Annotated in this window: 23 protein-coding genes; 14 read left to right on the top strand and 9 right to left on the bottom strand. The window is 73.6% G+C overall.

Annotated elements, in window-relative coordinates:
- Positions 1-2: 2 nt before the first annotated feature.
- From IE95_RS0107000 to IE95_RS0106960, 9 genes are all read left to right on the top strand, one after another.
- Positions 3-560, top strand: a complete 558-nt coding sequence (locus IE95_RS0107000) for a hypothetical protein (RefSeq protein WP_030150915.1) — start codon at positions 3-5, stop codon at positions 558-560.
- Positions 557-2209 carry an AAA family ATPase gene (locus IE95_RS18730; RefSeq protein ID WP_036571252.1) on the top strand — a complete coding sequence of 551 codons (1653 nt, stop codon included), beginning with the start codon at positions 557-559 and terminating at the stop codon, positions 2207-2209. Before IE95_RS0107000 ends, IE95_RS18730 begins: the two co-directional genes overlap by 4 nt.
- On the top strand, positions 2206-3573 hold the full coding sequence (locus IE95_RS0106990; RefSeq protein WP_030150913.1) for a hypothetical protein: 1368 nt from the start codon (positions 2206-2208) through the stop codon (positions 3571-3573). The genes IE95_RS18730 and IE95_RS0106990 overlap by 4 nt, the downstream gene beginning before the upstream one ends.
- A complete protein-coding gene (locus IE95_RS0106985; protein ID WP_036571250.1) occupies positions 3570-4598 on the top strand; it encodes a glutamate ABC transporter substrate-binding protein in 1029 nt (342 codons plus the stop codon). The genes IE95_RS0106990 and IE95_RS0106985 overlap by 4 nt, the downstream gene beginning before the upstream one ends.
- On the top strand, positions 4595-5788 hold the full coding sequence (locus IE95_RS0106980; protein ID WP_240668868.1) for a hypothetical protein: 1194 nt from the start codon (positions 4595-4597) through the stop codon (positions 5786-5788). Before IE95_RS0106985 ends, IE95_RS0106980 begins: the two co-directional genes overlap by 4 nt.
- The gene (locus IE95_RS0106975; RefSeq protein WP_030150910.1) at positions 5785-8130 is read left to right on the top strand and encodes a serine/threonine-protein kinase; all 2346 of its coding nucleotides are present in this window, start codon (positions 5785-5787) and stop codon (positions 8128-8130) included. Before IE95_RS0106980 ends, IE95_RS0106975 begins: the two co-directional genes overlap by 4 nt.
- Positions 8127-9380: a PP2C family protein-serine/threonine phosphatase gene (locus IE95_RS0106970; protein WP_084689908.1), complete on the top strand. Its 1254-nt coding sequence runs from the start codon at positions 8127-8129 to the stop codon at positions 9378-9380. The genes IE95_RS0106975 and IE95_RS0106970 overlap by 4 nt, the downstream gene beginning before the upstream one ends.
- A gap of 185 nt (positions 9381-9565) precedes the next feature.
- The gene (locus IE95_RS18725; protein WP_338068420.1) at positions 9566-10705 is read left to right on the top strand and encodes a VWA domain-containing protein; all 1140 of its coding nucleotides are present in this window, start codon (positions 9566-9568) and stop codon (positions 10703-10705) included.
- Positions 10702-11694, top strand: a complete 993-nt coding sequence (locus IE95_RS0106960) for an FHA domain-containing protein (protein ID WP_030150908.1) — start codon at positions 10702-10704, stop codon at positions 11692-11694. Before IE95_RS18725 ends, IE95_RS0106960 begins: the two co-directional genes overlap by 4 nt.
- Positions 11695-11951: 257 nt before the next feature.
- Here the strand turns inward: IE95_RS0106960 and IE95_RS0106955 are convergent, their stop codons facing one another.
- From IE95_RS0106955 to IE95_RS0106930, 6 genes are all read right to left on the bottom strand, one after another.
- Entirely contained in the window at positions 11952-12353 is a 402-nt protein-coding gene (locus tag IE95_RS0106955) for a DUF7878 domain-containing protein (RefSeq protein ID WP_129429386.1), read from the bottom strand.
- A 246-nt stretch (positions 12354-12599) separates the two neighbouring features.
- Positions 12600-12887: a hypothetical protein gene (locus tag IE95_RS0106950; RefSeq protein WP_129464116.1), complete on the bottom strand. Its 288-nt coding sequence runs from the start codon at positions 12885-12887 to the stop codon at positions 12600-12602.
- A gap of 2 nt (positions 12888-12889) precedes the next feature.
- Positions 12890-13267, bottom strand: coding sequence for a hypothetical protein (locus tag IE95_RS0106945; protein ID WP_030150905.1), 378 nt, complete (start codon positions 13265-13267; stop codon positions 12890-12892).
- 171 nt (positions 13268-13438) lie between these two features.
- The gene (locus tag IE95_RS0106940; protein WP_129429388.1) at positions 13439-13747 is read right to left on the bottom strand and encodes a hypothetical protein; all 309 of its coding nucleotides are present in this window, start codon (positions 13745-13747) and stop codon (positions 13439-13441) included.
- Positions 13748-14177: 430 nt separating this feature from the next.
- Positions 14178-14387, bottom strand: a complete 210-nt coding sequence (locus tag IE95_RS20360; RefSeq protein ID WP_129429389.1) for a hypothetical protein — start codon at positions 14385-14387, stop codon at positions 14178-14180.
- Positions 14388-14619: 232 nt separating this feature from the next.
- The gene (locus IE95_RS0106930; RefSeq protein WP_129429390.1) at positions 14620-15084 is read right to left on the bottom strand and encodes a hypothetical protein; all 465 of its coding nucleotides are present in this window, start codon (positions 15082-15084) and stop codon (positions 14620-14622) included.
- Positions 15085-15442: 358 nt separating this feature from the next.
- Here IE95_RS0106930 and IE95_RS0106925 point away from each other — a divergent pair, with 358 nt between their 5' ends.
- The 5 genes from IE95_RS0106925 to IE95_RS0106905 are packed head-to-tail and all read left to right on the top strand — an operon-like array spanning position 15443 to position 20215.
- Complete coding sequence (locus tag IE95_RS0106925; RefSeq protein ID WP_240666218.1) at positions 15443-16162, top strand: biotin transporter BioY; 720 nt, start codon at positions 15443-15445, stop codon at positions 16160-16162.
- An 18-nt stretch (positions 16163-16180) separates the two neighbouring features.
- Positions 16181-17626 carry an AMP-binding protein gene (locus tag IE95_RS0106920; RefSeq protein ID WP_030150901.1) on the top strand — a complete coding sequence of 482 codons (1446 nt, stop codon included), beginning with the start codon at positions 16181-16183 and terminating at the stop codon, positions 17624-17626.
- Positions 17623-18810, top strand: coding sequence for a thiolase family protein (locus IE95_RS0106915; protein ID WP_036571248.1), 1188 nt, complete (start codon positions 17623-17625; stop codon positions 18808-18810). The genes IE95_RS0106920 and IE95_RS0106915 overlap by 4 nt, the downstream gene beginning before the upstream one ends.
- Before the next feature lie 11 nt (positions 18811-18821).
- Entirely contained in the window at positions 18822-19568 is a 747-nt protein-coding gene (locus IE95_RS0106910) for an energy-coupling factor ABC transporter ATP-binding protein (RefSeq protein ID WP_206053294.1), read from the top strand.
- On the top strand, positions 19565-20215 hold the full coding sequence (locus IE95_RS0106905) for an energy-coupling factor transporter transmembrane component T family protein (RefSeq protein WP_084689906.1): 651 nt from the start codon (positions 19565-19567) through the stop codon (positions 20213-20215). Before IE95_RS0106910 ends, IE95_RS0106905 begins: the two co-directional genes overlap by 4 nt.
- A gap of 5 nt (positions 20216-20220) precedes the next feature.
- On the opposite strand, the gene IE95_RS0106900 is transcribed toward IE95_RS0106905, so the two are convergent.
- The 3 genes from IE95_RS0106900 to IE95_RS0106890 form a co-directional block, all read right to left on the bottom strand.
- Positions 20221-21174, bottom strand: coding sequence for a phosphotransferase (locus tag IE95_RS0106900; protein ID WP_030150897.1), 954 nt, complete (start codon positions 21172-21174; stop codon positions 20221-20223).
- Between the two features lie 141 nt (positions 21175-21315).
- Complete coding sequence (locus IE95_RS0106895; RefSeq protein WP_030150896.1) at positions 21316-22569, bottom strand: MFS transporter; 1254 nt, start codon at positions 22567-22569, stop codon at positions 21316-21318.
- Positions 22566-23294 (bottom strand): ArsR/SmtB family transcription factor, encoded by a 729-nt coding sequence (locus tag IE95_RS0106890; protein WP_051702828.1) that lies wholly within the window; start codon positions 23292-23294, stop codon positions 22566-22568. Before IE95_RS0106890 ends, IE95_RS0106895 begins: the two co-directional genes overlap by 4 nt.
- Between the last annotated feature and the right edge of the window lie 40 nt (positions 23295-23334).

Here is a 23334-nt window from a genome sequence, read left to right as displayed (position 1 = left end):
ACATGGGCTGGTTCCAGAACCTGTTCGGCGGCGGGCGCAGGCGCCCGCCGGAGGTCCCCGTGCTGCCGCCGGCACCGACGAGCGCGGACATCCTGGCCTCGGTCGACGCCGTGCAGGCGCAGATCGAGGGCCGGGTCCCGCCCGCCGTCACGGCGCGTGTGAACCGCATCGCGAAGACGGTCGACGACATGGCCCCGCGCCTGGACCGCCTCGGCGGCGGCAGCGCGCAGGCGCACACGGTCGTCGCGACGGCCACGAGCTACCTGCCGGAGGCCGTCGGCGGCTACCTGCGCCTGCCGCGCGACTTCGCGGACACGCGCGCGGTCAACCGCGGGAAGACCTCGCTCATGATCCTGTGCGACCAGCTCGACCTCCTGGGCGTGACGCTCGACAAGATCTCGGACGCGGTCTCGCGTGCGGACGCCGCGGCACTCGTGGCGCACGGTCAGTTCCTCGCGGAGAAGTTCCAGTCGTCCTCGATCGCGCTCGCGCCCGACGCGGGCGTGGGCACGGCCCAGCCGCAGGCGCCGGGCACCCCGGGCGGGTTGGAGCGGCCGTGAGCGCTGCGCGCCAGGGGGCGCTCGCACGGAGCATCGAGGCGCTCGTGACGGTGGGTCGCGGCGCGGGCCTCGTGCCCGACGACGTCGCGCACGAGGGCGAGCAGCTCGCCGCCGCGGTGGCCGAGTCGTCCACGGGCGCAGCCCCTGCGTGGCTCGAGGCCGTGGGCCGCGACCCGGGCGACTACACGGCGTTCTTCGAGTCGGCGCAACGAGGCCGACGGTGGCGTTCGGCCCCGACCGACCAGCTCACGGCTCTCGTCGTCGCGGGCTCGGAGCACGCGGCCGCGTACGCGGAGGCGCTCGCGACCGTGATCGACGCGGCGAGCGCACTCGGCTCCCCCGGGCTCGCGGCCTCGGCCGGCGCCGCGTCCACGACGGCCGTCCAGCGGGCCGCGGCCCAGCCGCACACCGCCGCACCGCGACCTCAGCAGGCGCCGAGCACCACCCGTTCCCCCGCGCCGACGTTCGACCCGACGCTGCCGAGCGCCACGAACCCGTTCGACCTCGGCTCGCTCGTCGGCGCGGGCGGTCTCCGTCCTCCGGCGCAGGACGTCGTGCCGACCGTGGACGCGATCCTCGACGCGCTGGGCGCCCGCACCCCCGGCCAGCCCGCGGGCGGGCCGGTCTCGGGGACGCACGCGACGCCGTCGGGCAGCGTGGACGGCGCGACCTCCGACGGCGCGCAGACCGCGACCAGCGGCGACGCCCCCGCCGAGGCGGAGGAGGAGGCGGAGCCGCCCCGCTCGCTCGAGGAGCTCCTCGCGGAGCTCGACGCACTCATCGGGCTCGACCGGGTCAAGCACGAGATCCGCCAGCAGACCGAGCTCCTGCGCGTCGAGAAGCTGCGCACGGCCGCGGGCCTCACCACGCCCACGCTCACGCGCCACCTCGTGTTCCTCGGCAACCCGGGCACGGGCAAGACGACTGTCGGGCGCCTCGTCGCAGGCATCTACCGCGCGCTCGGGCTGCTGAGCAAGGGGCACCTGGTCGAGGTCGACCGCTCCGAACTGGTCGCCGGGTACCTGGGGCAGACGGCCGTCAAGACGTCCGAGGTCGTGGCGACCGCGATCGGCGGCGTGCTGTTCATCGACGAGGCGTACGGCCTCGCGGAGGACCAGTACGGCGCCGAGGCCATCAACACGCTCGTCAAGGACATGGAGGACCACCGCGACGACCTCGTGGTGATCGTCGCCGGGTACCCCGGCCCCATGGCCGGGTTCATCGCGACCAACCCTGGGCTCGAGTCGCGCTTCTCGACGACCATCACGTTCGACGACTACTCGGACGCGGAGCTGCGCGGCATCTTCGAGCGCATGGCCTCGTCGGCCGACTTCGAGGCGCTGCCCGAGACCCTCGACCGGTTCGAGGAGATGGTCTCGCTCGTGCCGCGCACCGAGGGGTTCGGCAACGGCCGCCACGCGCGCAACGTCCTGGACGCGGCCATCGCACGCCACGCGTGGCGCCTCAAGGACACCCCGGAGCCCACGCTCGACGAGCTGCGCCGGATCCTGCCCGAGGACCTGCTGCCCCAGGACGGGACCGCCGCCGAGGGCTCGGCCGGCATCCTGACCGACGCGGCCGAACCCGCCGACCTGCCGGAAGACCTCTCCGACCACCCGACCGTCTCCCCCCAGGAGGAGCCTGCATGAGCCAGACCCTGACGCCGCCGCCCGGGTCCGCCCCGGCGACCGGTCGGGCCGTCCAGCCCTCCTACCCCGGGCAGCCGTCCGCGCGGCCGGGGGCACCTGCCGCCACGCAGGCCGAGGAGCGGGCCGCGCGCCGCGCGGGCGTGCGCAGCGCGCTGCGGCGCTCGCCGGGCAAGCTGCGGATTGCGCTCGCGCTGTGCGTGCTCGCGGCGGTCGTCTTCGGTGCGCTGGGCTTCCAGGCCGCGCGCGTCCAGGGCATCGCGCTCGACGACGCCCGTGCGGACACGAGCCAGCTCGTGGGCGTCCAGGACGTGCGCAACGACCTGGTCGTGGCGGACGCCGCGGCGACCAACGCGTTCCTGGTCGGGGGCCTGGAACCCGTGGACCAGCGTGAGCGCTACGACGACGCGATCGCGAACGCCTCGATCCGCATCGCCGAGCTCGCGGGGTCCAACAGCGCGGACGCCACCGAGCTCGGCCAGGTCGCCTCGCAGGTCACGGTCTACACGGGCCTGATCGAGCAGGCGCGCGCCAACAACCGTCAGGGCTTCCCGGTGGGGTCGGCCTACCTGGACCAGGCCTCGACGCTGCTGCGCGACGAGATCCTGCCGACGCTGACCACGCTCGTGGACGACAACGCCGACCGTGTGGCGTCCGACCTGTCGATGGTGCGCAACGCGCTGTGGATCCTCGCGGCGGGCATCCTGTGCCTGGCGCTGCTGATCGCGACGCAGGTGTGGCTGGCCAAGCGCACGCACCGGGTGCTCAACGTGGGGCTGCTCGCGGCGAGCGCGGTCGTGCTGGTCGTGGGGGTCGTGGGCGCGGTCCTGCTGAGCCAGACCAACAGCGCGGCCGCGGCGGTCCGCGACGGCCCGTACGCGGCGACGCTCGCGGCCTCGACCGCGTACTCCGAGGCCAACGACGCCAAGGCCATGGAGAGCTTCACGCTCATCAAGCGCGGCTCTGGCCAGGCGTACGAGGAGTCGTTCGTCGAGCTCACGGCCGACGCGACGCAGCGCCTCGACGAGGCGGGTGCGGCCGGGGTCCTCGACGGGACCGCGGCCGCGAACCTGGCCGACTGGGTCACGCAGCACCAGGCGATCCGTGCGCTCGACGACGCGGGCGACTGGGACGGGGCTGTCGCGCTCGCGACGGGCTCGGCCGAGGGCAGCCCGAACGCCGCGTTCGCGGCCTTCTCCCAGTCCGTCACGGACGACATCACCGACAACATCCGCGCCACGCAGGCCGACCTCGCCTCGGCGGGCACGAAGTCCGCCCTCGCGGGCTGGCTGCTGCTGGCCGCGGGCCTCGCCGCGGCGGTCCTCGCCTGGCGTGGCCTGAACGTCCGACTGGAGGAGTACCGGTGATCACCACGACCTTCCGCAAGAGCGGGCGCCTGGGCGCCCTGGTGGCGCTGGGGCTCTCGGGCGCCCTCGTCCTGGCCGGTTGCGCCACGCCCGACGCCGGATCGTCCGCGGGTGCACCCGTGGCCTCGGTCGTCGGCACGGCGGGCAGCACGGCGGGCAGCACCGCGGCCGGGAGCGGCCCGGCGGGCGCCGCTGTCTCCGCGGCCACGACGTGCGAGAACCCGGTCACGTCCTACGCGCCCGACGGGCCGCTGCCCGGACCGGGAGCCCTCCCGGCGGGCAGCACCATGGCGGCGATCCGTGACCGGGGCTCCCTCGTCGTCGGCGTCTCGGCCGACACTCTCCAGCTCGGTGCCCGCAACCCCCTGACGGGGCAGATCGAGGGCTTCGACATCGACGTGCTCCGCCAGGTGTCGACCGCGATCTTCGGCGACCCGGACCGTCTGCAGTTCCGCGTCATCACGTCGGGGCAGCGGCTCGAGGTCCTGGAGAACGGCGAGGTGGACGTCGTGGCGCGCGCGTTCACGATCAACTGCGAGCGGTGGGAGACCATCGCGTTCTCCTCGGAGTACTACCACGCGGGCCAGAAGGTCCTCGTGACCAGGGACTCCGAGGCGCAGGGCATCGCTGACCTCGCGGGCCAGCGGGTCTGCGCCCCGGACGGCACCACGACGCTCGAACGTCTCCAGGAGTACCCCGACATCGAGGCCGTGCCCGCGACGACCCACACGGGCTGCCTCGCGCTGTTCCAGCAGGGCAGGGTCGACGCGATCACGGGCGACGACACGATCCTCGCAGGCTTCGCGGCGCAGGACCCGTACGCGAAGGTCGTCGGGCAGGCGATCTCCGACGAACCGTACGGCCTGGGCATCCCGGCGGCGAACATCGACATGGTGAAGTTCGTCAACGGCGTCCTGGAGCAGATGCGCTCCAACGGCACCTGGACCGCGCTGTACGACGAGTGGCTCGGCGTCCTCGGCCCGGCCCCTGCCCCGCCGGTCGCCGTGTACGGCCGCACGCCGTGACGCCAGGCTCCTCGCCCTCCCCTGCGGCTGCCGGACCGCCCGTGGCCCCGCGCACGCAGCAGGCCCCGACCGCGCCCGGACGCCTGGGCGAGGCGAGCCCCGCCGCGGAGCTCTTCACGTACCTCGCGGCGCTCGAGGAGTGGCTGCGTGCCCGGCGGACCGAGCTCGACCGCCTCGACACCGCGGCGCAGGCAGCCGCGTCCCCCGAGACGTACACCGCGGACATGCTGCTCGCCATGACGTTGTGGCAGGCTGCCCGCACGCGGGCCGACGAGATGGCCGCGGTCTGGGACTCGGGGCGCGCGGACGCGGTCGCGCGCGAGAAGATCTCACAGCTCATCTGGGGGCGGCTCAGCTCGCCCGACGGATCGTCGCTCGTGTCGCTGGTCGAGGCGACGCGGCTGTGCGACGCGATCGTGGCCGCGCTGCGCACGCGCCTGTCGTTCGACCCGAACGCGGCCGACGAGGTCGCCCGGTTCCGTGGGCTGCGCGCCGAGCTGGCCCGGTGCGACGAGCTCGCCGGCTCCGACACCGAGGCCCGTGGCCGGGTGGATAAGCTCCGTGGGCGCTGGACGCGCCTGCGGGACAAGGCGTCGCACGGCGCCGACGTGACCGGCCCCCTGACCGAGCTCGAGGCCGAGGTCGCCCGCACCGAGCGAGACCTCATCGTGGGTGCGTCCGAGCGCCGCGAGCTGGCCCGCGACCGCGCGCAGGCGGTCGAGCGCTACGCGGCCCTGGAGGCACGCGAACCCTCGCTGCGCAAGCTCGCGGCCCGTGCCCGCCGCGAGATCGCCGCTCCCCCGCGCCTCGCGGTGCCCGACGTGTCGCGCCTCGGTGAGGTCCCGCACGACCGCGCGGGGCTCGACGGGTTCCTGACGCGGCTCGCGACCGTCGCGCGCGCGTTCGACACGGTCGAGTCCGCGTACACCGCGCCGCTGCGCGAACGGGCAGAGCTGCGCTACCGGCTCGACGCCTATCGCGTGAAGGCCGACGCCAACGGCCGCAGCGCCTCCCCCACGGTCCGTTCCGGGCTGGCCGAGGCCCGCGAGGCGGGTGAGGCCGTGCCCTGCGACGTGGTGCTCCTGCGCTTCCTCGTCGAGCAGTACCAGTTCCTGTCCCGTGACCTGCCCGCACACCTCTCGTCGCCCGGACCGTCGCCCACGCCGGGCCAGGAAGGATCGTCCCGATGACCACGACCGCTCAGGAGCCCTGCTCCCAGCCGGGCTGCACCGGCTTCATCGAGGACGGCTACTGCAACGTCTGCGGCTCGCCCGCCGCGCCGTCGGGCGCGGCCGGTGCTCCCGGCGCGGCAGGGTCGTCGACGACCGCGACGGCAGCCGCCGCCTCACCGTCGGCCATGCTCGGCACGGGCATCGCGCAGGCCGCGCCGAACTACGCGGCCGGCCCCGGCCCCGAGGGCGAGGCCGTCTCGACCCGCACCGGGCGCACGAGCTCGACCCAGCTCGCGAGCGCCGCGCTCGGCTCGGCCCGCTCGGCCGTGACGGGCACCAAGTCCACGCGGCGCGTGGGGACGTCCTCGACGCGTCTGCGCGGTCACCGCCTGGGCGCAGGCCTGACGACCGTGCCCAGCGCGCCGGTCCGCGACCCGCTCCAGGCCATCATGGCCGTGCCTGAGCTCGCCGAGTCGAAGCGTTTCTGCCCCACGTGCGGCGCCAAGGTCGGCAGGTCGCGTGACGGCGTCCCGGGCCGCACCTCGGGCTTCTGCCCGCAGTGCCGCACCGCGTTCTCGTTCGACCCGCAGCTCTCGCCGGGCGACGTCGTGGGCGGCCAGTACGAGGTCGTGGGCTGTCTGGCGCACGGCGGCCTCGGCTGGATCTACCTGGCCCGCGACCAGAACGTGTCGGGCCGGTGGGTCGTGCTCAAGGGCCTGCTCAACTCGGGCGACCCCGACGCGTTCGCGGCCGCGATCTCCGAGCGCCAGTTCTTGGCCGAGGTCGAGCACCCGCTGATCGTCGAGATCTACAACTTCGTGATGCACGACGGCGCGGGCTACACCGTCATGGAGTACGTGGGCGGCAAGTCGCTCAAGGAGATCCTCAAGGACCGCCGCGACGACAACGGCGGTGTGGTGAACCCGCTGCCCGTGGACCAGGCGCTGGCCTACGTCCTGGAGATCCTCCCGGCGTTCGCGTACCTGCACGACCTGGGCCTGATCTTCTGCGACTTCAAGCCCGACAACATGATCCAGCAGGGCGACGGCGTCAAGCTGATCGACCTGGGCGGCGTGCGGCGCCTGGACGACATGACGTCCGCGATCTTCGGCACGGTCGGCTACCAGGCTCCCGAGGTCGCGGAGATGGGGACGTCGGTCGCGTCCGACGTCTACACGATCGGGCGCACGCTCGCGACGCTCGTGCTGGACTTCCGCGGGAACCAGACGACGTACGTCGCGTCCTTGCCGCCGGTCGCCGAGACCCCGGTCTTCCAGCAGTACGACTCGTTCTACCGCCTGCTCGCCAAGGCGTGCGCGCTCGACCCGTCCGACCGGTTCGCGACGATCGACGAGATGCGCGCCCAGCTCATCGGCGTGCTGCGCGAGGTCGTCGCGACCGACCGCGGCCCGGGCAGCGGCGCGCTGCACTCGGCGGCCTCCGTCCTGTTCGAGGCGCCCGTGTCCGACGACGCCGACCACCCGCTGACGTGGGACGCCCTGCCGACGCTCAAGATCGACGAGTCCGACCCCATGGCGAGCTGGCTCGCGGGCGTCAACATCGCCGACCCCGCGGCTCGCATGGCTGCCCTCGCCGCGGCCCCCGAGTCGACGGTCGAGGTGCGGCTCGCGTACGCCAAGGCCGCGATCGAGCACCGCCGGTTCGCCGAGGTCGACAAGACGATCGTCGAGATCCTCGCCGACGACCCGTGGGAGTGGCGTGCTGCCTGGATCGGTGGGCTCGCCGAGCTCGCACGCGGCGAGGCTGCGGACGCCCGCGCCTCGTTCAACGCCGTCTACGGCCAGGTCCCCGGCGAGCTCGCACCGAAGCTCGCGCTCGCGGTCGCGTGCGAGGTCAGCGGGGAGCCGGACGTCGCCGAGTCGCTGTACGTGATCTGCGCCCGGTCGGACGCGAACTACACCGCGCCCGCGGCGTTCGGGCTCGCCCGCATCCGGCAGGCGCGCGGCGACCTGGACGGGGCCCTGCACGCCCTGGACCTCGTGACCCCGACCCGCAGCTCCTACACCGACGCGCGCATGCGCCGCGCCCGGCTCCTCGCCGGGTCCGACCGGGGGCTCACGGCCCTGGCCGAGGCCCTCGCGAGCGTCGAGTCGGTCGCGATCCCCCAGCGCGACCGCGTGGCCCTCTCGATCGACGTCCTGCGCTCCGCGCTCGAGGAGGTCACGGTCAAGAAGCAGGTCGGCACGGCACGACTCGGTGGGGTTGAGCCCAAGGAGCCACCGCTGCGCGACGCCCTCGAGGGGGCCTACCGCGAGATGGCGACGCTCACCGAGGACCGCGTCGCGAAGATCGACCTCGTCGACCGGGCGAACGCCGTGCGCCGCTGGACGACGACGTGAGCGCGCAGGAGAGCCCGCCCGGCCTGCTCGCGCCGTGCGCCACGTGCGGTGAGGTGCCCGCCCCCGGGGCGAGGTTCTGCGAGAACTGTGGCTCCGACGTCGGGCCTGCGGTGGCCGCCGGGGACGGGCCGCCCATCCTGGCGCGCCCGCCCGTGCCCGCGCTGCCTCCCCTGACCCTGCCGCTGCCCCCGCCGGACCTCAAGCCCACGGACCCCGACTCGGGCTCTGTGCCGCCGCCCCCTCCTCCGCCGCCCCCCGCGGCCGGGCGACCCTGCACGAGCTGCGGCGGGACCGTCGCGGACGACGGGTACTGCGAGCAGTGCGGCGAGAAGGCCCAGGTCGAGCGCGACCACTGGGCCGAGCAGCCCGCACCCTGGGTCGCGGGCGTGTGCGACCGCGGCATCCGGCACTCGCGCAACGAGGACGCCATGGCGCTCGCCGCGTCGGGCGACCCGGCCACGGTCGGGCGGTTCGCGGCCCTCGTGGTGTGCGACGGGGTCTCGGCCGCGCCCGACTCCGACGTCGCGAGCCTCGCGGCCGCGCGTGCGGCCCGCGACGTGCTCGCGTCCGGCGGGCCCGACGGCGCCGCGCCCGTCACGGGCGACGTCACCGAGCGCATCCAGGCGTGGCAGGCCCTCATGGTCGCCGCGTCGACGACCGCGAACGACGCCGTCCTGGTCGCTGTGGGCGACAAGGCCGAGCGGGCCGAGCCGCCGTCGTGCACGTTCGTCGCGGCCGTCGTCGACGGCCCGCTGGTCGTCGCGGGCTGGGTCGGCGACTCGCGCGCCTACTGGATCCCCGACGCCGGGGCGGCCCGTCAGCTCAGCGTCGACGACTCGTGGGCGCACGAGCTCATGGCCATGGGCACCCCGCGCCACGTCGCCGAGAACGCACCCCAGGCGCACGCGATCACGCGGTGGCTCGGGCCCGACTCGACCGACCCGGCGGCCCGCTGCGCCCCGACCGTCCCCGACTCCTCGGGCTGGCTGCTGGTCTGCTCGGACGGCCTGTGGAACTACTGCTCCGCGGCCGACGACCTCGCGGACCTCGTGCGGCGGGTCGAGGCCACGACGGGACGCGAGCCCCGCGCCCTGGCCGCCGAGCTCGTGCGCTGGGCCAACGCCCAGGGCGGCCGGGACAACATCACCGCGACCCTTGCCCGTTTCGAGGCGCTCGCCGCCCCGGACACCTCCGATAGCCTGCACACAGACGCTTTCTCGGGCGACGAGCCCGCGACGCACGCCCTCTGATCCACGAAGGAGCCCAGAACCCATGGCCGAGTTCTCCGCCGAGGTCTTCCAGAACGAGTTCCTGTCCGAGGGCGCCACGGATGTGCACGCCATCGTGACGGTGACCGCCCGAGGGGCAGGTCAGGCGGGGGCGGCGACGTCGGGCGGGGGCGGCGACGTCGGGCGGCGGCGTCGCCGAGATCATCATGGTCGACACGTCCGGCTCGATGTCCGGGCGCAACATGGAGTCCGCCAAGTACGCCGCGCAGGTCGCGGTCGACCAGATCCTCGACGGGACCTGGTTCGCGATCGTCGGCGGCAGCCACGTCGCGCAGCGCGCGTTCCCGTACCCCAACGCGCGCGTCGCGATGGTGCAGATGGAGCCCGCGGCGCGCGAGGAGGCCAAGCGAGCCATCGCCATGATGAGCCCGTCGGGCGGCACCGCGATGAGCACCTGGCTCCAGCTCGCGGCCCAGCTCTTCGACACCGTGCCCCAGGCCGTCCAGCGACACGCGATCCTGCTGACCGACGGCAAGAACGAGTCGGAGCCGCGCGAGAACCTGTCGCAGGTCGTGCGCGCCGTGACCGGGAGGTTCCAGTGCGACGCGCGCGGCGTCGGTTCGCGCTGGCAGGTCGACGAGCTGCGCGAGATCTCGACGGCCCTGCTCGGGACGGTCGACCTCATCGCCGACCCGAGCGAGATCGCGGCCGACTTCTCCTCGCTCGTCCAGAAGTCCATGTCGCGCGGCGTGGCCTCCGCGGACCTGCGCGTGTGGGCCCCGCAGGGCGCCCAGGTGCTGTTCGTGCGCCAGGTCGCCCCGACGGTCGAGGACCTCACGACGCGCCGCGCCGTGGTCAACCCGCTCACGGGCTCCTACCCCACGGGCTCGTGGGGCGACGAGTCGCGCGACTACCACGTGGCCGTGCGCGTGGCCTCGAAGCCCGTGGGCTCCGAGCAGCTCGCGGCGCGCGTCCAGCTCGCCGTGAACGGCGAGGTGGTCTCGTCGGGTCTCGTGAAGGCCAAGTGGTCCGACGACGGCGCGCTCACCACGCGCATCAACCCGGAGGTCGCGCACTACACGGGCCAGGCAGAGCTCGCGTCCGCGATCCAGGAGGGCCTCGCGGCCAAGGCGGCGGGCGACGAGGCGACCGCCACGGTCAAGCTCGGCCGCGCCGTGCAGCTCGCGGCCGAGACCGGCAACGACGAGGCGACTTCGCGCCTGCGCAAGGTCGTCGAGATCGAGAGCGAGGAGCAGGGCACCGTGCGCCTCAAGCGCCACACCGACAAGCTCGACGAGATGGCCCTCGACACCGCCTCGACCAAGACGACCCGGGTCAAGCGATGAGCGCGACCTGCCCCAACGGGCACGCGTCCGAGTCGACCGACTACTGCGACGTGTGCGGCGAGCCCATGGGGGCCGCGAGCGGCGCGTCGGCGGCGGTGGCCTCCGGGTCTGTCGGGGCCGCAGCCGGTGCTGCTGGCAGTGGTGGCGCGGCGCCGGGTGGCGAGCCCATCGCGTGCCCGCACTGCTCCTTCCCGGCCGCGGCCGGGGCGCTGTTCTGCGAGAACTGCGGCTACGACTTCACGACGGGCTCGCTGCCCGAGCCCGCCGGGGCGCCGTCCGCCGCGACCCCGGTGTCAGCGGGTGCGCCCGCCGGGTCGCCGGGGCCGCTCGATCCCCCGGCGTCGTCGCTCGACCTCGACCCGCTGTCGGCCCCGGTTGCTCTCGCGCCGCCCGTCGGCGACCCTGAGTCGGGTGACTCGTCGTCCGCCTCTGCCGGTGCCGGCGACCCGAGGACCGGACCTCTCGTCGCTCCCGGTGCTCCTGGTGCTCCCACCGGCCCGGCAGAGGGCGAGGCGGCGTCCGCGCGGACGGGAGCGACGCCGTCGGGCACGGGGACGCACCTGCCCACCCCGCCCGTGCCGGGCGAGGACCAGTGGGTCGTCGAGGTGTGGATCGACCCCGACTGGTACCAGGCGCAGAAGGCCGAGGACCCGCTGCCGTCGGCCGGGCTGCCCGGCCTCGTGGTGCTGCGCGAACGCAGCGTGCTCGTGGGACGCCCGTCGGTGTCACGCAACATCCACCCGCAGATCGACTGCGGCGCAGACACCGGCGTCTCGCGACGGCACTGCCAGCTCAACACCGACGGGCAGCGCTGGTGGATCGAGGATCTCCAGTCGTCCAACGGTACGTACCTGAGCCCCGCGGGCGGCGAGCTGCCGATCGACCCGATCCCGGCCGGACAACGCCGCGAGGTCGCCGACGGCGACCGCATCTACCTCGGCGGGTGGACCAGGCTGGTGATCAGGAAGGCGCTGCCTGGGGAGGTCTGACCCTGGTGGTGTGACGGGTGGCGCGGTCACCGGCTGAGGCTGGGGCCGCGCCACCTTCGTTCGGCGCTCCGCAGGCGCGGCCCGCACATCTCTTCGACGTCGACCTGCCGATCGGGCTACCTGCCGTCCTCCCAACAGTTCGAGCGCGTTCATCGTCGATCCCCGCGGGTGGGGGTGGCCTGCGCAACGTCGTCCGGGTGCTCGCACCTCGACGGTCGAATCTCCGTGCGACTCGACAACTGGTGATCGGGCCTCCGTCATCGCCTGAGTACTTCGGCGGGATCGACGCCGAGCTCTTCGAGATCGGACTCGACCATGGCGACAATGAGTCGACAGCGCTCTTCGACGCCGGAGCGATCAGTCGGCGCTGTCGTCAGCCCCGGCGCGAAGACCGAGCCGACCACCCAACCCGCTTCCGTCTGCTGTATCCGGATCGCGCCGCTCTCCTCGTACGACATCGATTCGAACTCGAAATCGCCGTCCGCGAAACCGTCGAGCCAGGCGAGCAGGCTTCGAGCAAGCTCTACGACGGGGAAGCCTGTCTCTTCGAGGAGCGTGACGCCGCCGTCGATGAGGCGGAGACGGGCGTCGAGAGCAATCACGTAGTCCGCCTGTGTCGTTCCCTGGAGTTCGTCAGTTCTCCACTGGTCGTAGGACATCTCCAGCTCCATCACCCCCGATGACGAACGCCACACCCAACCCTGACCCTGCCGGGCGAGCCCCGACGGACTCTCGGACAACAGCCAGCCAGCAGCGGTAGCTGGACACTAGGGCCACGACGGACTTCCGCACAAGCTCGGGGACGACGAGCGCTCGCACGGGAACGGTCTGCGCGCCCGCGGGGACAACCTTGCCCGCTCGCGTCGTCACCGACGGCCGTCCGATCGCCCCTCGACCCCTGGTCGTCAGAGGTCGTCCAGCGTGGACGTCAACCTGGGGTCGGCCTCGACGGCGTCGAGAAGCCGGGAGTGCTCTGCGATCAGGGCACCGGACACGTCACCGGTCAGGACCGTTGCCTTCGCGTCACCGAGCGAGACGTCGAAGGCCGTGGCGACGACGAACATCGTCTCGACCACCGAGAGACCGGCGGCTCTCAGCCGCTGGGCCTCATCGATCATGGCCGCTGGATCACCGGGGGGCTTGCCCGGCCTCAAACCGGCCGCGAGTACCTCAAGCTCCTCTCTGCTCCTCACCGTCACTCCCTCCGCGAAGCCATCGCGCGCCACCACGACTCGTCACGCCCGGCAGTCTCGAAGGCCTCGGTCGTCGTCGCCACGTGCGAGACGAACTCCTGCGGAAGACGCACGTCGTGGTCGACGACGTAGTGCCTCAGCCCCTCCGGCCAGACGTTGACGCCGTCGCTCAGCTCCAACGCGCCGTTGTTCATCCCGCAGAGCCGGCACGGCGAATACCCTATGTAGTACCGGACCACGAACCCCCGCGCGAAGTAGCGGACGACGAGATCGCGCTCGTCGTCGTCCCAGTCAGGGTCGACGAAGTCCGCAGGGTCGGGCCAGCCGTCGGCCCCTCTGCCCTGCCAATAGCCGATCAGGACGAGGTCGGGGAGGTTCACGGGCTCTCCTTCGAGCTTCGGTCTCGTCGAGCGACTCACCTTCTCACATCACGATGCCCGCTCCAGGACCGTGTCACGGCTCGAAGGAGGCGCGGTGGTCACCGGCTGAGGCTGGGGTCCACTCGGGCAACACCAAGCGTCTGCCCGGCATCCTCGGCGGTCGTTCGCTGGTCAAGAACTCTCCGTCTCGCGACCTCGAACGAGCCACGTGTGGCAGCGGGTCGCCACCTCGCGGTCGTCGAACAGAAAGTCGTGTTCTCGATCGGGCGCCGAGGGGTGGTGCTCACGGCCACCAACCCGAACCAGGTCGAACCCGTGGATCGCCTGGGCACCCGACTCCGCAAGCCGCGTGGAGGGCAGGTCTCCGACGACCCACGGTGTCACCAGCTGGCACGCGATCGTTCGATCGATCGCTCCGCTGAGAAGGAGCCGCATGACGAGCTCGACAGTGTCTTCGGTGAGCAGAAGACGATTCGTCATCACTGCCCCCCTCCCTCGTCGATCCGCTTGATCGGACCGGTACCGCCCCCCCCCCGGAACTTGCCGGACTCGTCGATCGTGGGCGTCAGATGGGAGTGGTCCCCGACCGGGGTGACCGCTCGTCCGACGGCCTCCGAACGTTCGGCACACCAGCCGGCGTTCCCCGACCTCGCAGCCTCGTGTCCATCGATCCGCAACGTCCGAGCGCCGTGACGAATCGCTAGTCCAGAGCAGGTCGCGAGGCGATCACCATTTGTTCGGCACCCACGGGATGAGACACCAGGAGCAGCGTCACGATCCTTGGAGTCCCACCCCGTCGTCCTGCCCGGCCACGCGGGCGACATCATCGCCGTCAACCACCGGAGTCGTTGCGTCTCGATGCGCCGCTCAGGCCTCCACCCAGCGCGCCGCAGCAGCACGAGCGCGTCGGTCATCGGTCGCGGCCGCTCGGCGGCGTCCAGGCGCTCGTCGCGGTCTCCTTGTCGTCGCGGATCTCTATCGTCGGAACCCCTGATTCGATGACGAACTGCCCGAAGTCGCCGCTGAGGGTGTACGTCCCATCGGACACGTCGAACTCGTCGAACGAGCCGAGGTCCAACGCGCCTGAAGCGTCGACGGCTGGCGGGGCGCCCTGCTTCACCCACGAGAGTGCCCGGACTTCCCCGAAGCGAATCACTCCCCTGCGATAGCAGAACGGCTCGCCGGCCAGTCGTGATCGATATGTGGGGTGCGCCGTGGTCAGGACCAGGTCTGCCTCGATGACGAGCTCCGCAGGGGTGGCGATGACGGCCAGGATCCAGCTGTCCTCGAGAACGAGAGCCTCGAATCCCGGCAGAGGGTGTACGTCACCGTGGCGCCTTCCTGTGGCGGGTTCATGCGGCTCCGTCCTCGACGAGGCCGGGCGCGACGTCGGAGACGCGAATCCGGACTTCTCCCTCCCAGGACTCGAGTCGCACGAGGCCCCGGTCGAACAGCAGGTCGACGTCCATCCAATAGTCGTATTCGTCGAACTCGCGGCGGACGCCGAGCAGCCTGCCTCCGACGACGCTCGACAGCGGGTCGGGTGGCCTCGCCTCCTCGAGGACGAAGATCCCGTACTCCTGGTGGATCGCCGCCCTCTCGGCCTCCTCGACGTCCCGGTAGGGGTCCTCCCACCGGGTGGATCCTCCGACGAGCGTCCAGTCGGACCGGGTGTCGACCGTCGTCGCGCCACCGCGTTGCCAACAGAACTCGACGGTTCCTCGGGACCGGTCGACCTCGCCTCGAAAGCTGAAAAAGACCCGTGCGACGGCCACGCAGACGCTCCCGACCGGGAACAGGTCGTCCTTGTCGATCACCGTTCTCCCCTCCGCCGTCGAGCCGTGGCCGCCGGGGCCAGGAACGAGGATCATAGCGACGGCCCAGACCTCCCGGGGCAGCACGGGACCGGCCCCAGGGCCCCGCCGAGGCTGAGACTCAGCGCACGAAGGCCGTCCGCAGCGAGCCGTCTCGTCACACCGTCGTCGGCCGTTTGGTCAGTTCCTCTATCAGGCAGCCAGGACCCCCTGCTGTTCTTGGTGGTTTCCTCCAGTCGTTTGTCGACTTCCACCATCCTGACCCCGTCGCGCTGAGGGCCATGCCCGACGCGTCCGATCGACCGGCTCGGCCAGAGTGGACTCGTGCCGCCTGGTACGTTCACCCACCCGAGGAGTTCCCGTGGCCCGCGCCGTGCCGACAGACCTGCCCCCTGACGTGCCCACGGACCAGCGCTCCGACCGTCCGATCACAGCCGACGAGCCGGGGACGCCCGAGCCCCACGAGCCACTCACGTCCCGCTGGAGCATCAGCGCGGCCGACGCGGCCCGCATCGCGACGTTCGCCGCGCTCACCGCGGTCCTGGGCATGCCGGGCGCGCTGGCCCTGTTCGGCAACGCCGTCCCGATCACGCTCCAGACCCTGGGCGTCATGCTCGCCGGCGCGCTCCTCGGCGCATGGCGCGGCGCGCTCGCGATGCTCACGTTCCTCGCGCTCGTCATGGCGGGTCTCCCGCTCCTGTCGGGCGGCCGCGGCGGCCCGGGGGTCTTCGTGGGCCCGTCGGCGGGCTACCTCGTCGGCTTCGTGGTGGGCGCCGCGGTGATCGGGCTGATCGTCCAGCGGTTCGAGGCTCTGTCCTTCTGGCGCGTCCTGGCGGCGTGCGTCGTGGGCGGCATGCTCGTCATGTACGCCCTGGGCATCCCGTTGCAGTCGCTCGTCACGGGCTTCTCGCTCCGGACGGTCGCGACCGGCTCGCTCATGTACCTCCCGGGCGACCTCCTCAAGGCCGTGGTCGCGGCTTCGGTCACGGTCGGCGTGGTCCGCGCCTACCCCGCTGCGTCACCGCTGCGCCGCGGTCCGAGGACGCCAGAGAACCAGCCCACCGCGAGCCCCGCGGCCTGATCGACCTACGATCCCCTCATGCCCGTCGCCCACGCCGTCATCGCGCACGCCCGCAGCTCCGCAGGGGGGCGCTGCGCGCTGCGCTCCCCCGATCGCTCTCGCACCTACCGAGCCCTCGCCGCGGACGTCGCGGCAGGAGCGGAGTTCCTGCGGGCGACCGGAACGGTCGTGGGCGACGTCGTCGCGATCTCCCTGCCCGACCCCGTCGACCTCCTCACGGCCCTCCTCGCGGTCGACCTCGCGGGCACCACTCCCCTCGTCTGCGACCACACGTGGTCGCGCGCCCAGCGCGCCGAGGTCCTGCGCACCATCGCCCCGGCGGGCTTCGTCGAGGTCCCGCTCCCGCGGGGCAGCGCGACGGACGCGCTCGCCCCGCTCGGCGGCTCGGTCGCAGACAGCGGGCCCGACGGCGCCGCTCCCGCCGAGCCGTCGGCCGCGGATCTCGCGTGGGCCGGCTTCTCGTCGGGGAGCACGGGTCGCCCGCGCGCGGTCGTCCGGACGCGCGGTTCCTGGACGGGCTCGTTCCCAGCGGCCGCGCGCCTCACGGGCACAGGGCCCGAGGACACCGTCCTGGTGCCGGGTCCGCTCGCGTCGTCGCTGTACTGCTTCGCGGCCGTGCAGGCCCTCGCGACCGGTGCGTGCGTCCAGCTCGCCAAGGGGGACGCCGCGATCACGACGGCCCTGGCGACCTCCGACGTCGTGCATCTCGTGCCCTCGGCGCTCGAACCGATCCTCGACGCGATCGAGGCGGGCGCCCCGAGCCGCCTGCGGACCGCCGTGGTCGGGGGTGCGTCGCTGCCGAACGACGTGCGCGAGCGCGCGGCCCGCGCGGGGGTGGGCGTCGTGACGTACTACGGGGCCGTCGAGCTGTCGTTCGTCGCGATCGACACCGACGGCACGGGCCTGCGCCCCTTCCCGGACGTCGAGGTCGAGGTGCGCGAGCTGCCGGGGGCGACGCTCGGCGAGGTCTGGGTCCGGTCGCCGTGGGTCGCGCAGGGGTATCTCGCCCGCGCGACGGGTCCGTTCCGCCGCGACGGCGAGTGGTGCACGGTGGGCGACCTCGCGGAGGTCCCCGTCCCCGGGCCCACCCCAGGCGAGGGCGGCGCCCCCCTGGTCCTGCGCGGCCGGGGCGACGGCGCGATCCTCACGGGCGGCGCGACCGTGGTTCCCGAGGACGTCGAGGTCGTGCTGCGCGCGATCCCGGGCGTCGAGGACGTCGTGGTCGTGGGGACCCCGCACCGCCGCCTGGGCGCGGTCGTGACGGCCGTGGTGCAGTGCGCGGACCGGCCGGGGCTGCGCGCGCACCTCGAACGCGTGGCCCGGGCCTCGCTGTCCTCGGCCCAGCGCCCGCGCCACTGGTACGGCGTGCGCGAGCTGCCGCGGACGCCGTCGGGCAAGGCCGCGCGCGGCGCGATCAGCGAGGCGCTGCTGTCCGGGGAGCCCGCGTACGAGGCGCTGCGGTGAGCGCGTCGCCTGACTCCCCCGTGGTCGTCGCCGCGCGGCGGACCTGGATCGGGACGGCGGGCCACGGGCACGCCGACGTCGACGCGGCAGACCTCGCCGCCCCCGTCCTGAGCGCGACGCTCGCGGACCTGCCCTCCGGCCACGGCCTGACCGTCGAGGACGTCGTGCTCGGCAACTGCACCGGCCCGGGCGGGAACCTGGCGCGGGTCGCGGTGCTGACCGCCGCGCTCGCCGACCCGGCAGGTCCACTCACCGAGCAGGTGCCCGGTCTGACGGTCGACCGGCAGTGCGGCAGCGGGCTGGCCGCGATCCTGCTCGCCGCGCAGTGCATCCGTGCGGGCGACGGGAACCTGGTCCTGGCGGGCGGTGTCGAGAGCCCGTCGACCGCGCCGGTCCGCGCGCGCCGCCCCCGACGAGGCTCGACCGCCGCCCCGGTCCCGTACGACCGTGCGCCGTTCACCCCGCCCGAGTACGGCGACCCCGACATGGGCGCCGCCGCCGACGCCCTCGCCCGCGCCCATGCCATCGACCGCGAGCGCCAGGACGCCTACGCCGCACGCTCTCATGCGCGCGCCCTCGCGGCGCACGCAGCGGGCCGGTTCGCCGACGAGACGGTCCCGGTCGGGAGGCTCACCCACGACGAGCGTGCTCGCCGGCTCGACCCGGCGCTGCTCGCACGCCTCCCGGCCGCGTTCACGCCGCGCGGGACGGGGACGGCGGGCAACGTGAGCCCGATCAGCGACGGCGCGGCAACCGTCGCGATCGTCCCCGAGCACGTGCGGGCGCGGCTCGGCCTGCCTGGACTGCGCCTCGTCGGCGGCGTGACGCGCGGCTGCGACCCGCGCCAGCCCGGCTGGGGCCCTGTCCCGGCGGTGCGCGAGGTCCTGGCCCGTACGGGCCGGAACACCGACGACCTCGCCGCGATCGAGCTCGTCGAGGCGTTCGCGGCGCAGGTCCTGGCCTTCACGGACGCACTCGACCTGCCCGACGACGACGCCCGCCTGTGCGCGGACGGCGGCGCCCTGGCACTGGGGCACCCGTGGGGCGCGAGCGGGGCCGTGTCGGTCGTGCGGCTGTTCAGCAGGCTCGTGCGCTCGGGCGCCCCCGCGGGGTCGCTGGGCATGGCGGCCGCGGCCGTGGGCGGGGGCCTGGGAGTGGCGGGGCTGTTCGAGGTGGTCCGATGAGAGGGACGAGCATGCGGAGGACGGCTGCGACGGAAGCCCCGGCCCAGGTGACGTCACCGCCCGAGGTGGGTTGCGTCGTCGGGCTCGAGGACGTGCACGTGCGCCTGGGCGAGCGCGACGTGCTGCGCGGGATCACCGTGGACCTCACGGAGCGGCGCATCGGGATCGTCGGCGCGAACGGCTCGGGCAAGAGCACCCTCGCGCGGCTGCTCAACGGGCTCGTCCTGCCCACCCACGGCACCGTGCGGGTCGACGGCCTCGACACCCGCCGCGCAGGTGCGCAGGTCCGCAGGCGCGTGGGGTTCGTGTTCTCCGACCCCGACGCGCAGATCGTCATGCCCACCGTCGCCGAGGACGTCGCCTACTCCTTGCGACGCAGCGAGCACGACCGCGCCGCCCGCGACCGCCTCGTCGCGGACTGGCTCGCGCGCCACGGCCTCGACGGGCACGCCGACCACCCCGCGCACCTGCTCTCGGGCGGCCAGAAGCAGCTCCTCGCACTCACGTCGGTCCTCGTGACCTCGCCGCGCCTCGTCGTCGCCGACGAACCGACGACCCTGCTCGACCTGCGCAACACGCGCCGCGTCGCCGCGCTGCTGGCCGAGATCCCGCAGCAGGTCGTGCTCGTCTCCCACGACCTCGACCTCATGACGGGCTACGACCGCGTGCTCGTGATCGACGAGGGCCGGGTCGTGGCCGACGACCAACCCGCCCCCGCGATCGCGTACTACCGGCGGCACCTGGACGAGCGGCCATGACCCCCGCGAGGACGGCCCCGCCGCGCACAGCAGCAGGCACGGCGACGGGCACGACCGGGGCCTACGTCGTCGGGCGCTCGCTGCTGCACCGCGCCCCCGCCGGACCCAAGCTCGCCGCGCTCATGGTGTGCTCGCTCGCCCTGCTGCTCGTGCGCGACGCCGTGGGCGTGGGCCTCGCGGCCCTCGCGGTCACAGGGCTCTACGCGCTCGCGGGCCTCGGGTGGCGCACCGCGTGGGGCCAGGTGCGCCCCCTGCGCCTGTTCCTGCCCGTGGTGTTCGTGCTCCAGTGGTGGCTCATGGACCTCACGTCCGCCGCGGTGCTCAGCACGCGCCTCCTGGTGCTCGTGGCGCTCGCGGGCCTCGTGACCTGCACGACGCGGGTCTCCGACCTCCTCACCGCGATCGAGCGCGGGCTCCGGCCGCTCGGTCGCGTCGGCGTGGACGTCGAGCGCATCGCGCTCGTGCTGGCCCTCGCGCTGCGCAGCGTGCCCGTCATCGCGGACCTCGCGGGACGGGTCCGTGACGCGCAGCGCGCCCGCGGCCACGAGCGCGACGTGCGCGCCTTCGCCGTGCCGCTCGTCGTGGGCGCGATGCGGCAGGCCGACGCGCTCGGCGAGGCGCTGCGGGCCCGTGGCTTCGACGACTGATCCCGTCAGGCCCGCCGCTGCTCGAGCCACTCGATCGCGACGACGCCCTGCCGCCGCTGGAACGCGCGCAGGGTCGGCATGGTCAGCGGGGCGGGGTGGCGCGCCGCGTCGAAGAAGTACCCGGCGAGACCCGCGAGGAACGCGTCGACGTGCTCCCGCGTGGCCACCCGGAACAGCGGGTGGGTCGCCGCGATCCGGTCGACGTCGACCGTGCTGCCGTTGACCCGGGCGTCGAGCAGCAGGGTCACGCCGTCGATCCAGCGTGCGCCCGTCCCGGCCCACGGCCAGTCCACGACCCACACGCGGGCGGACGTGTCGACCAGCACGTTGTCGCACCGCAGGTCGAGGTGGACGAGCCGGTCGCCGTGCGCTGCCCGCGCCGCCCCGGCCGCGAGCGCCTCGAGCTCGTCGAGGTGACCGGCGGCCCAGGCCGGGAGTGCAGAGAGCTCCCCGTCGGCCCGCAGTCGCGTCCAGCCGTCGAAGAGCGAGGCGAGCTCGGCCGTCGCCTCGGGGAACGGCGAGGCGCCAGAGGGGTCCCGGACCACGGGCTGCTCGAGCAGCGCACCGAGGAGCGCGATGAGCTCGCGGCGCTCGGTCGGCAGACCGGGGTGGCGACCCTCAACGTCCTCGATCACGAGGGCGACCCACTCGTCGGACTCGTGCGCACCCAGGAGCCGGGGCGCCGGCGCGGCGTCGGGCAGGCGGCGCAGCACGTCGAGCTCACGGCGGTGGATGTCGTAGGCGTCGACGCTGCGGGTGCGGCTCACGGCCTTGACGAAGGCGCGGGCGCCCGCGGACGTGCGCACTCGGTCGGCGCTGCCCGGGGAGTACCCGTGCGCCTGGCTCTCGGCCAGGACCACCTCGCCGCCGAGGATCTTCTCGACGTCCGTGCGTACGTGCGGTGCGAGCTCCTGCCAGGTCGTGCGCCGCGTCGAGACGGTGCGTCGTGTCGAGTCCATCCGGGTGACAGTAGTCGGCGTGCGGCGCGGGACCGCTGAGCGCGCGCCCGCGAGTCCTGTCGAGTCCTGGCTGGCGCTCGCTGCCGCTGAGTGCGTGGTTCGGCGGCGACTCGCCGGGCGTGTCGCAGCCGAATCACGCACTCAACGGCCGGCAGCCTGCGCGGGCTCCGCGGCCTCCTCCGCCGCGGACGCCCGCGATCCCTTGAGCGAGAGCAGCATCGAGACGGCGAGCCCTGCCGCGGTGACCCCGACGAGCAGGCGGTAGTCGACCGCGCCGACCACGGCCGCCGCGACCACGGTCATGGCGAGCTGCGGAACGTTGAGCAGCATGTTCGTCGCGGCCGACGTGCGGCCCTGGAGCGTCGACGGGGTCTTGAGCTGGCGCTCGGTCACGAACCCCACGATGGCCCACGTGACGCCCAGCCCGATCGCTCCCATCCCCGCGATGATCGCGGGGAGGTTCGTGCCCAGGGCGGGCAGGATCCCGAGGGTGACGATCCCGAGCGCGAGGGCGACCAGGCGCTGCGACCCGATCCTCTTGATCATGCGTGCGGCCGTGAGTCCCGCGACGATCGCCGTGACGCCCTGGACGCTCGAGATCGGTCCGAGCATCTCCGGGCCCAGCCCCAGCCCGTTCTCGATGACCGCGAAGCTCACCGCGTTGAGCACGCCCACGGCTCCGAACGCGACCGCGAGCGCGACCGTCAGGACACCGAGCGGCGCGGTGCGGACCAGGTGCCGGAAGCCCGCGGTGACCTCGGCGAGGAACGGCTCACGCTCGTCCTGCGGCGTCGGCGGGGTCTCGACGAGCACGATCCGGGACACGAAGAACGCCGCGATCACGAACGCCACGACGGCCGAGACCACGAGCGGGAGCGGCCCGACGGCGACGTACACGCCCGCGCCGATGACCGGCATGACGAGGCGGAACGTCTGGTCGATGGTCGTGAGGCGACCGTTGGCGGCCCCGAGCGCCTCGTCGGGCAGCAGGTCGCGGATGAGCCCGGACTGGGCCGCGGCCGTCGCGAAACCGATCCCGGAGTACACCACCGTGACGACGAAGATCAGCCACACCTGGTCCGGACCCCGGACAGCGAACAGCGAGAGCAGCGAGACCGCGCCGACGAGGTAGGCGACGATCATCATCCGGCGGCGCGAGACGCGGTCGGCGACCTGGCCGAGCAGCGGCGAGACGAGCGCCGGGAGGCCCAGCGCCGCGAACACGAGGCCCGCCGTGCCGTTGGATCCCGTGAGGTCCTTGACCCACACCGCGAAGATGACCGCGAGGACCGAGTCCGCGAAGTTCGTGAAGCCCCACGCGACCGTCAGGAGGCGGAAGGGGCGCGTGCGCAACGCCCGCTTGACCGGTGCCGCGGTGTCGGTGTCGGCGCTCATGCGTCGGCCTCCTCGCCGGTCGGCAGCTCGATCGTGACCGAGCCAGGGGTGGGAGCGCCGGGAGCAGGCGGGGCTGCCGCGGACGGGGGAGCGTCCGGGTCGAAGGGGTCCGCGTTGACGACGCCGAAGAGCCGGGCGGGCCGCGACCCCTCGGGGCGCAGCTCAGGGTGCGCCCAGCGTCCCTCGAAGCGGTCGGTGATCGCCTGGAGCTCGCGCGAGAGCTCGGCGAGCTCTGCGGGCGTCGCCCAGAACGAGCTCTTGGTCATGACGGACGCGAGCAGCCACTCGTGGGGCTGGCGGGGCGCGCCGTCGATCCAGTGCGTGATCCGCGCAGCCTCCTGGCCGACCACGATCCGCGCGAGCTCGCCCGCGGCACGCAGCGACTCGGGCTGCTCGGGGTCGTAACGGCTGGTGCGCCCCGCCCCCACAGGCTTCCACGGCTTCTCGCGCCCGACCCGTTCGGCCGGTTCGACGAACCCGTACTTGGCCAGCATCCGCAGGTGGAACGAGCAGCTCGCGACTGACTCCCCCGTGACCTCCGCGCAGCGCGTGGCGGTGGCCTGGCCCTCGTCGTCGAGCAGGTCGAGGATCGCGAGGCGCAGCGGGTGCGCCAGGGCGCGGATGCGTTCCGGGTCGGAGGTCGTGACGGCCTCGTCGCGCTGCGCCGGAAGCGGGGGCTGCGCGGGCTGGTGAGCGGCGTCGTCGGGCGGGGTGGTCTGCGGCATGACAGCCACGGTACAACTCTAAAGAAGTCTTGCGCAAGGG

Origin of the sequence: Oerskovia turbata (genome assembly GCF_000718325.1) — a bacterium.
Taxonomy (GTDB): Bacteria; Actinomycetota; Actinomycetes; order Actinomycetales; family Cellulomonadaceae; genus Oerskovia; species Oerskovia turbata.
The sequence above is the reverse complement of the archived record's forward strand: the minus strand, read 5'-3'. Positions and strand labels throughout refer to the sequence as shown.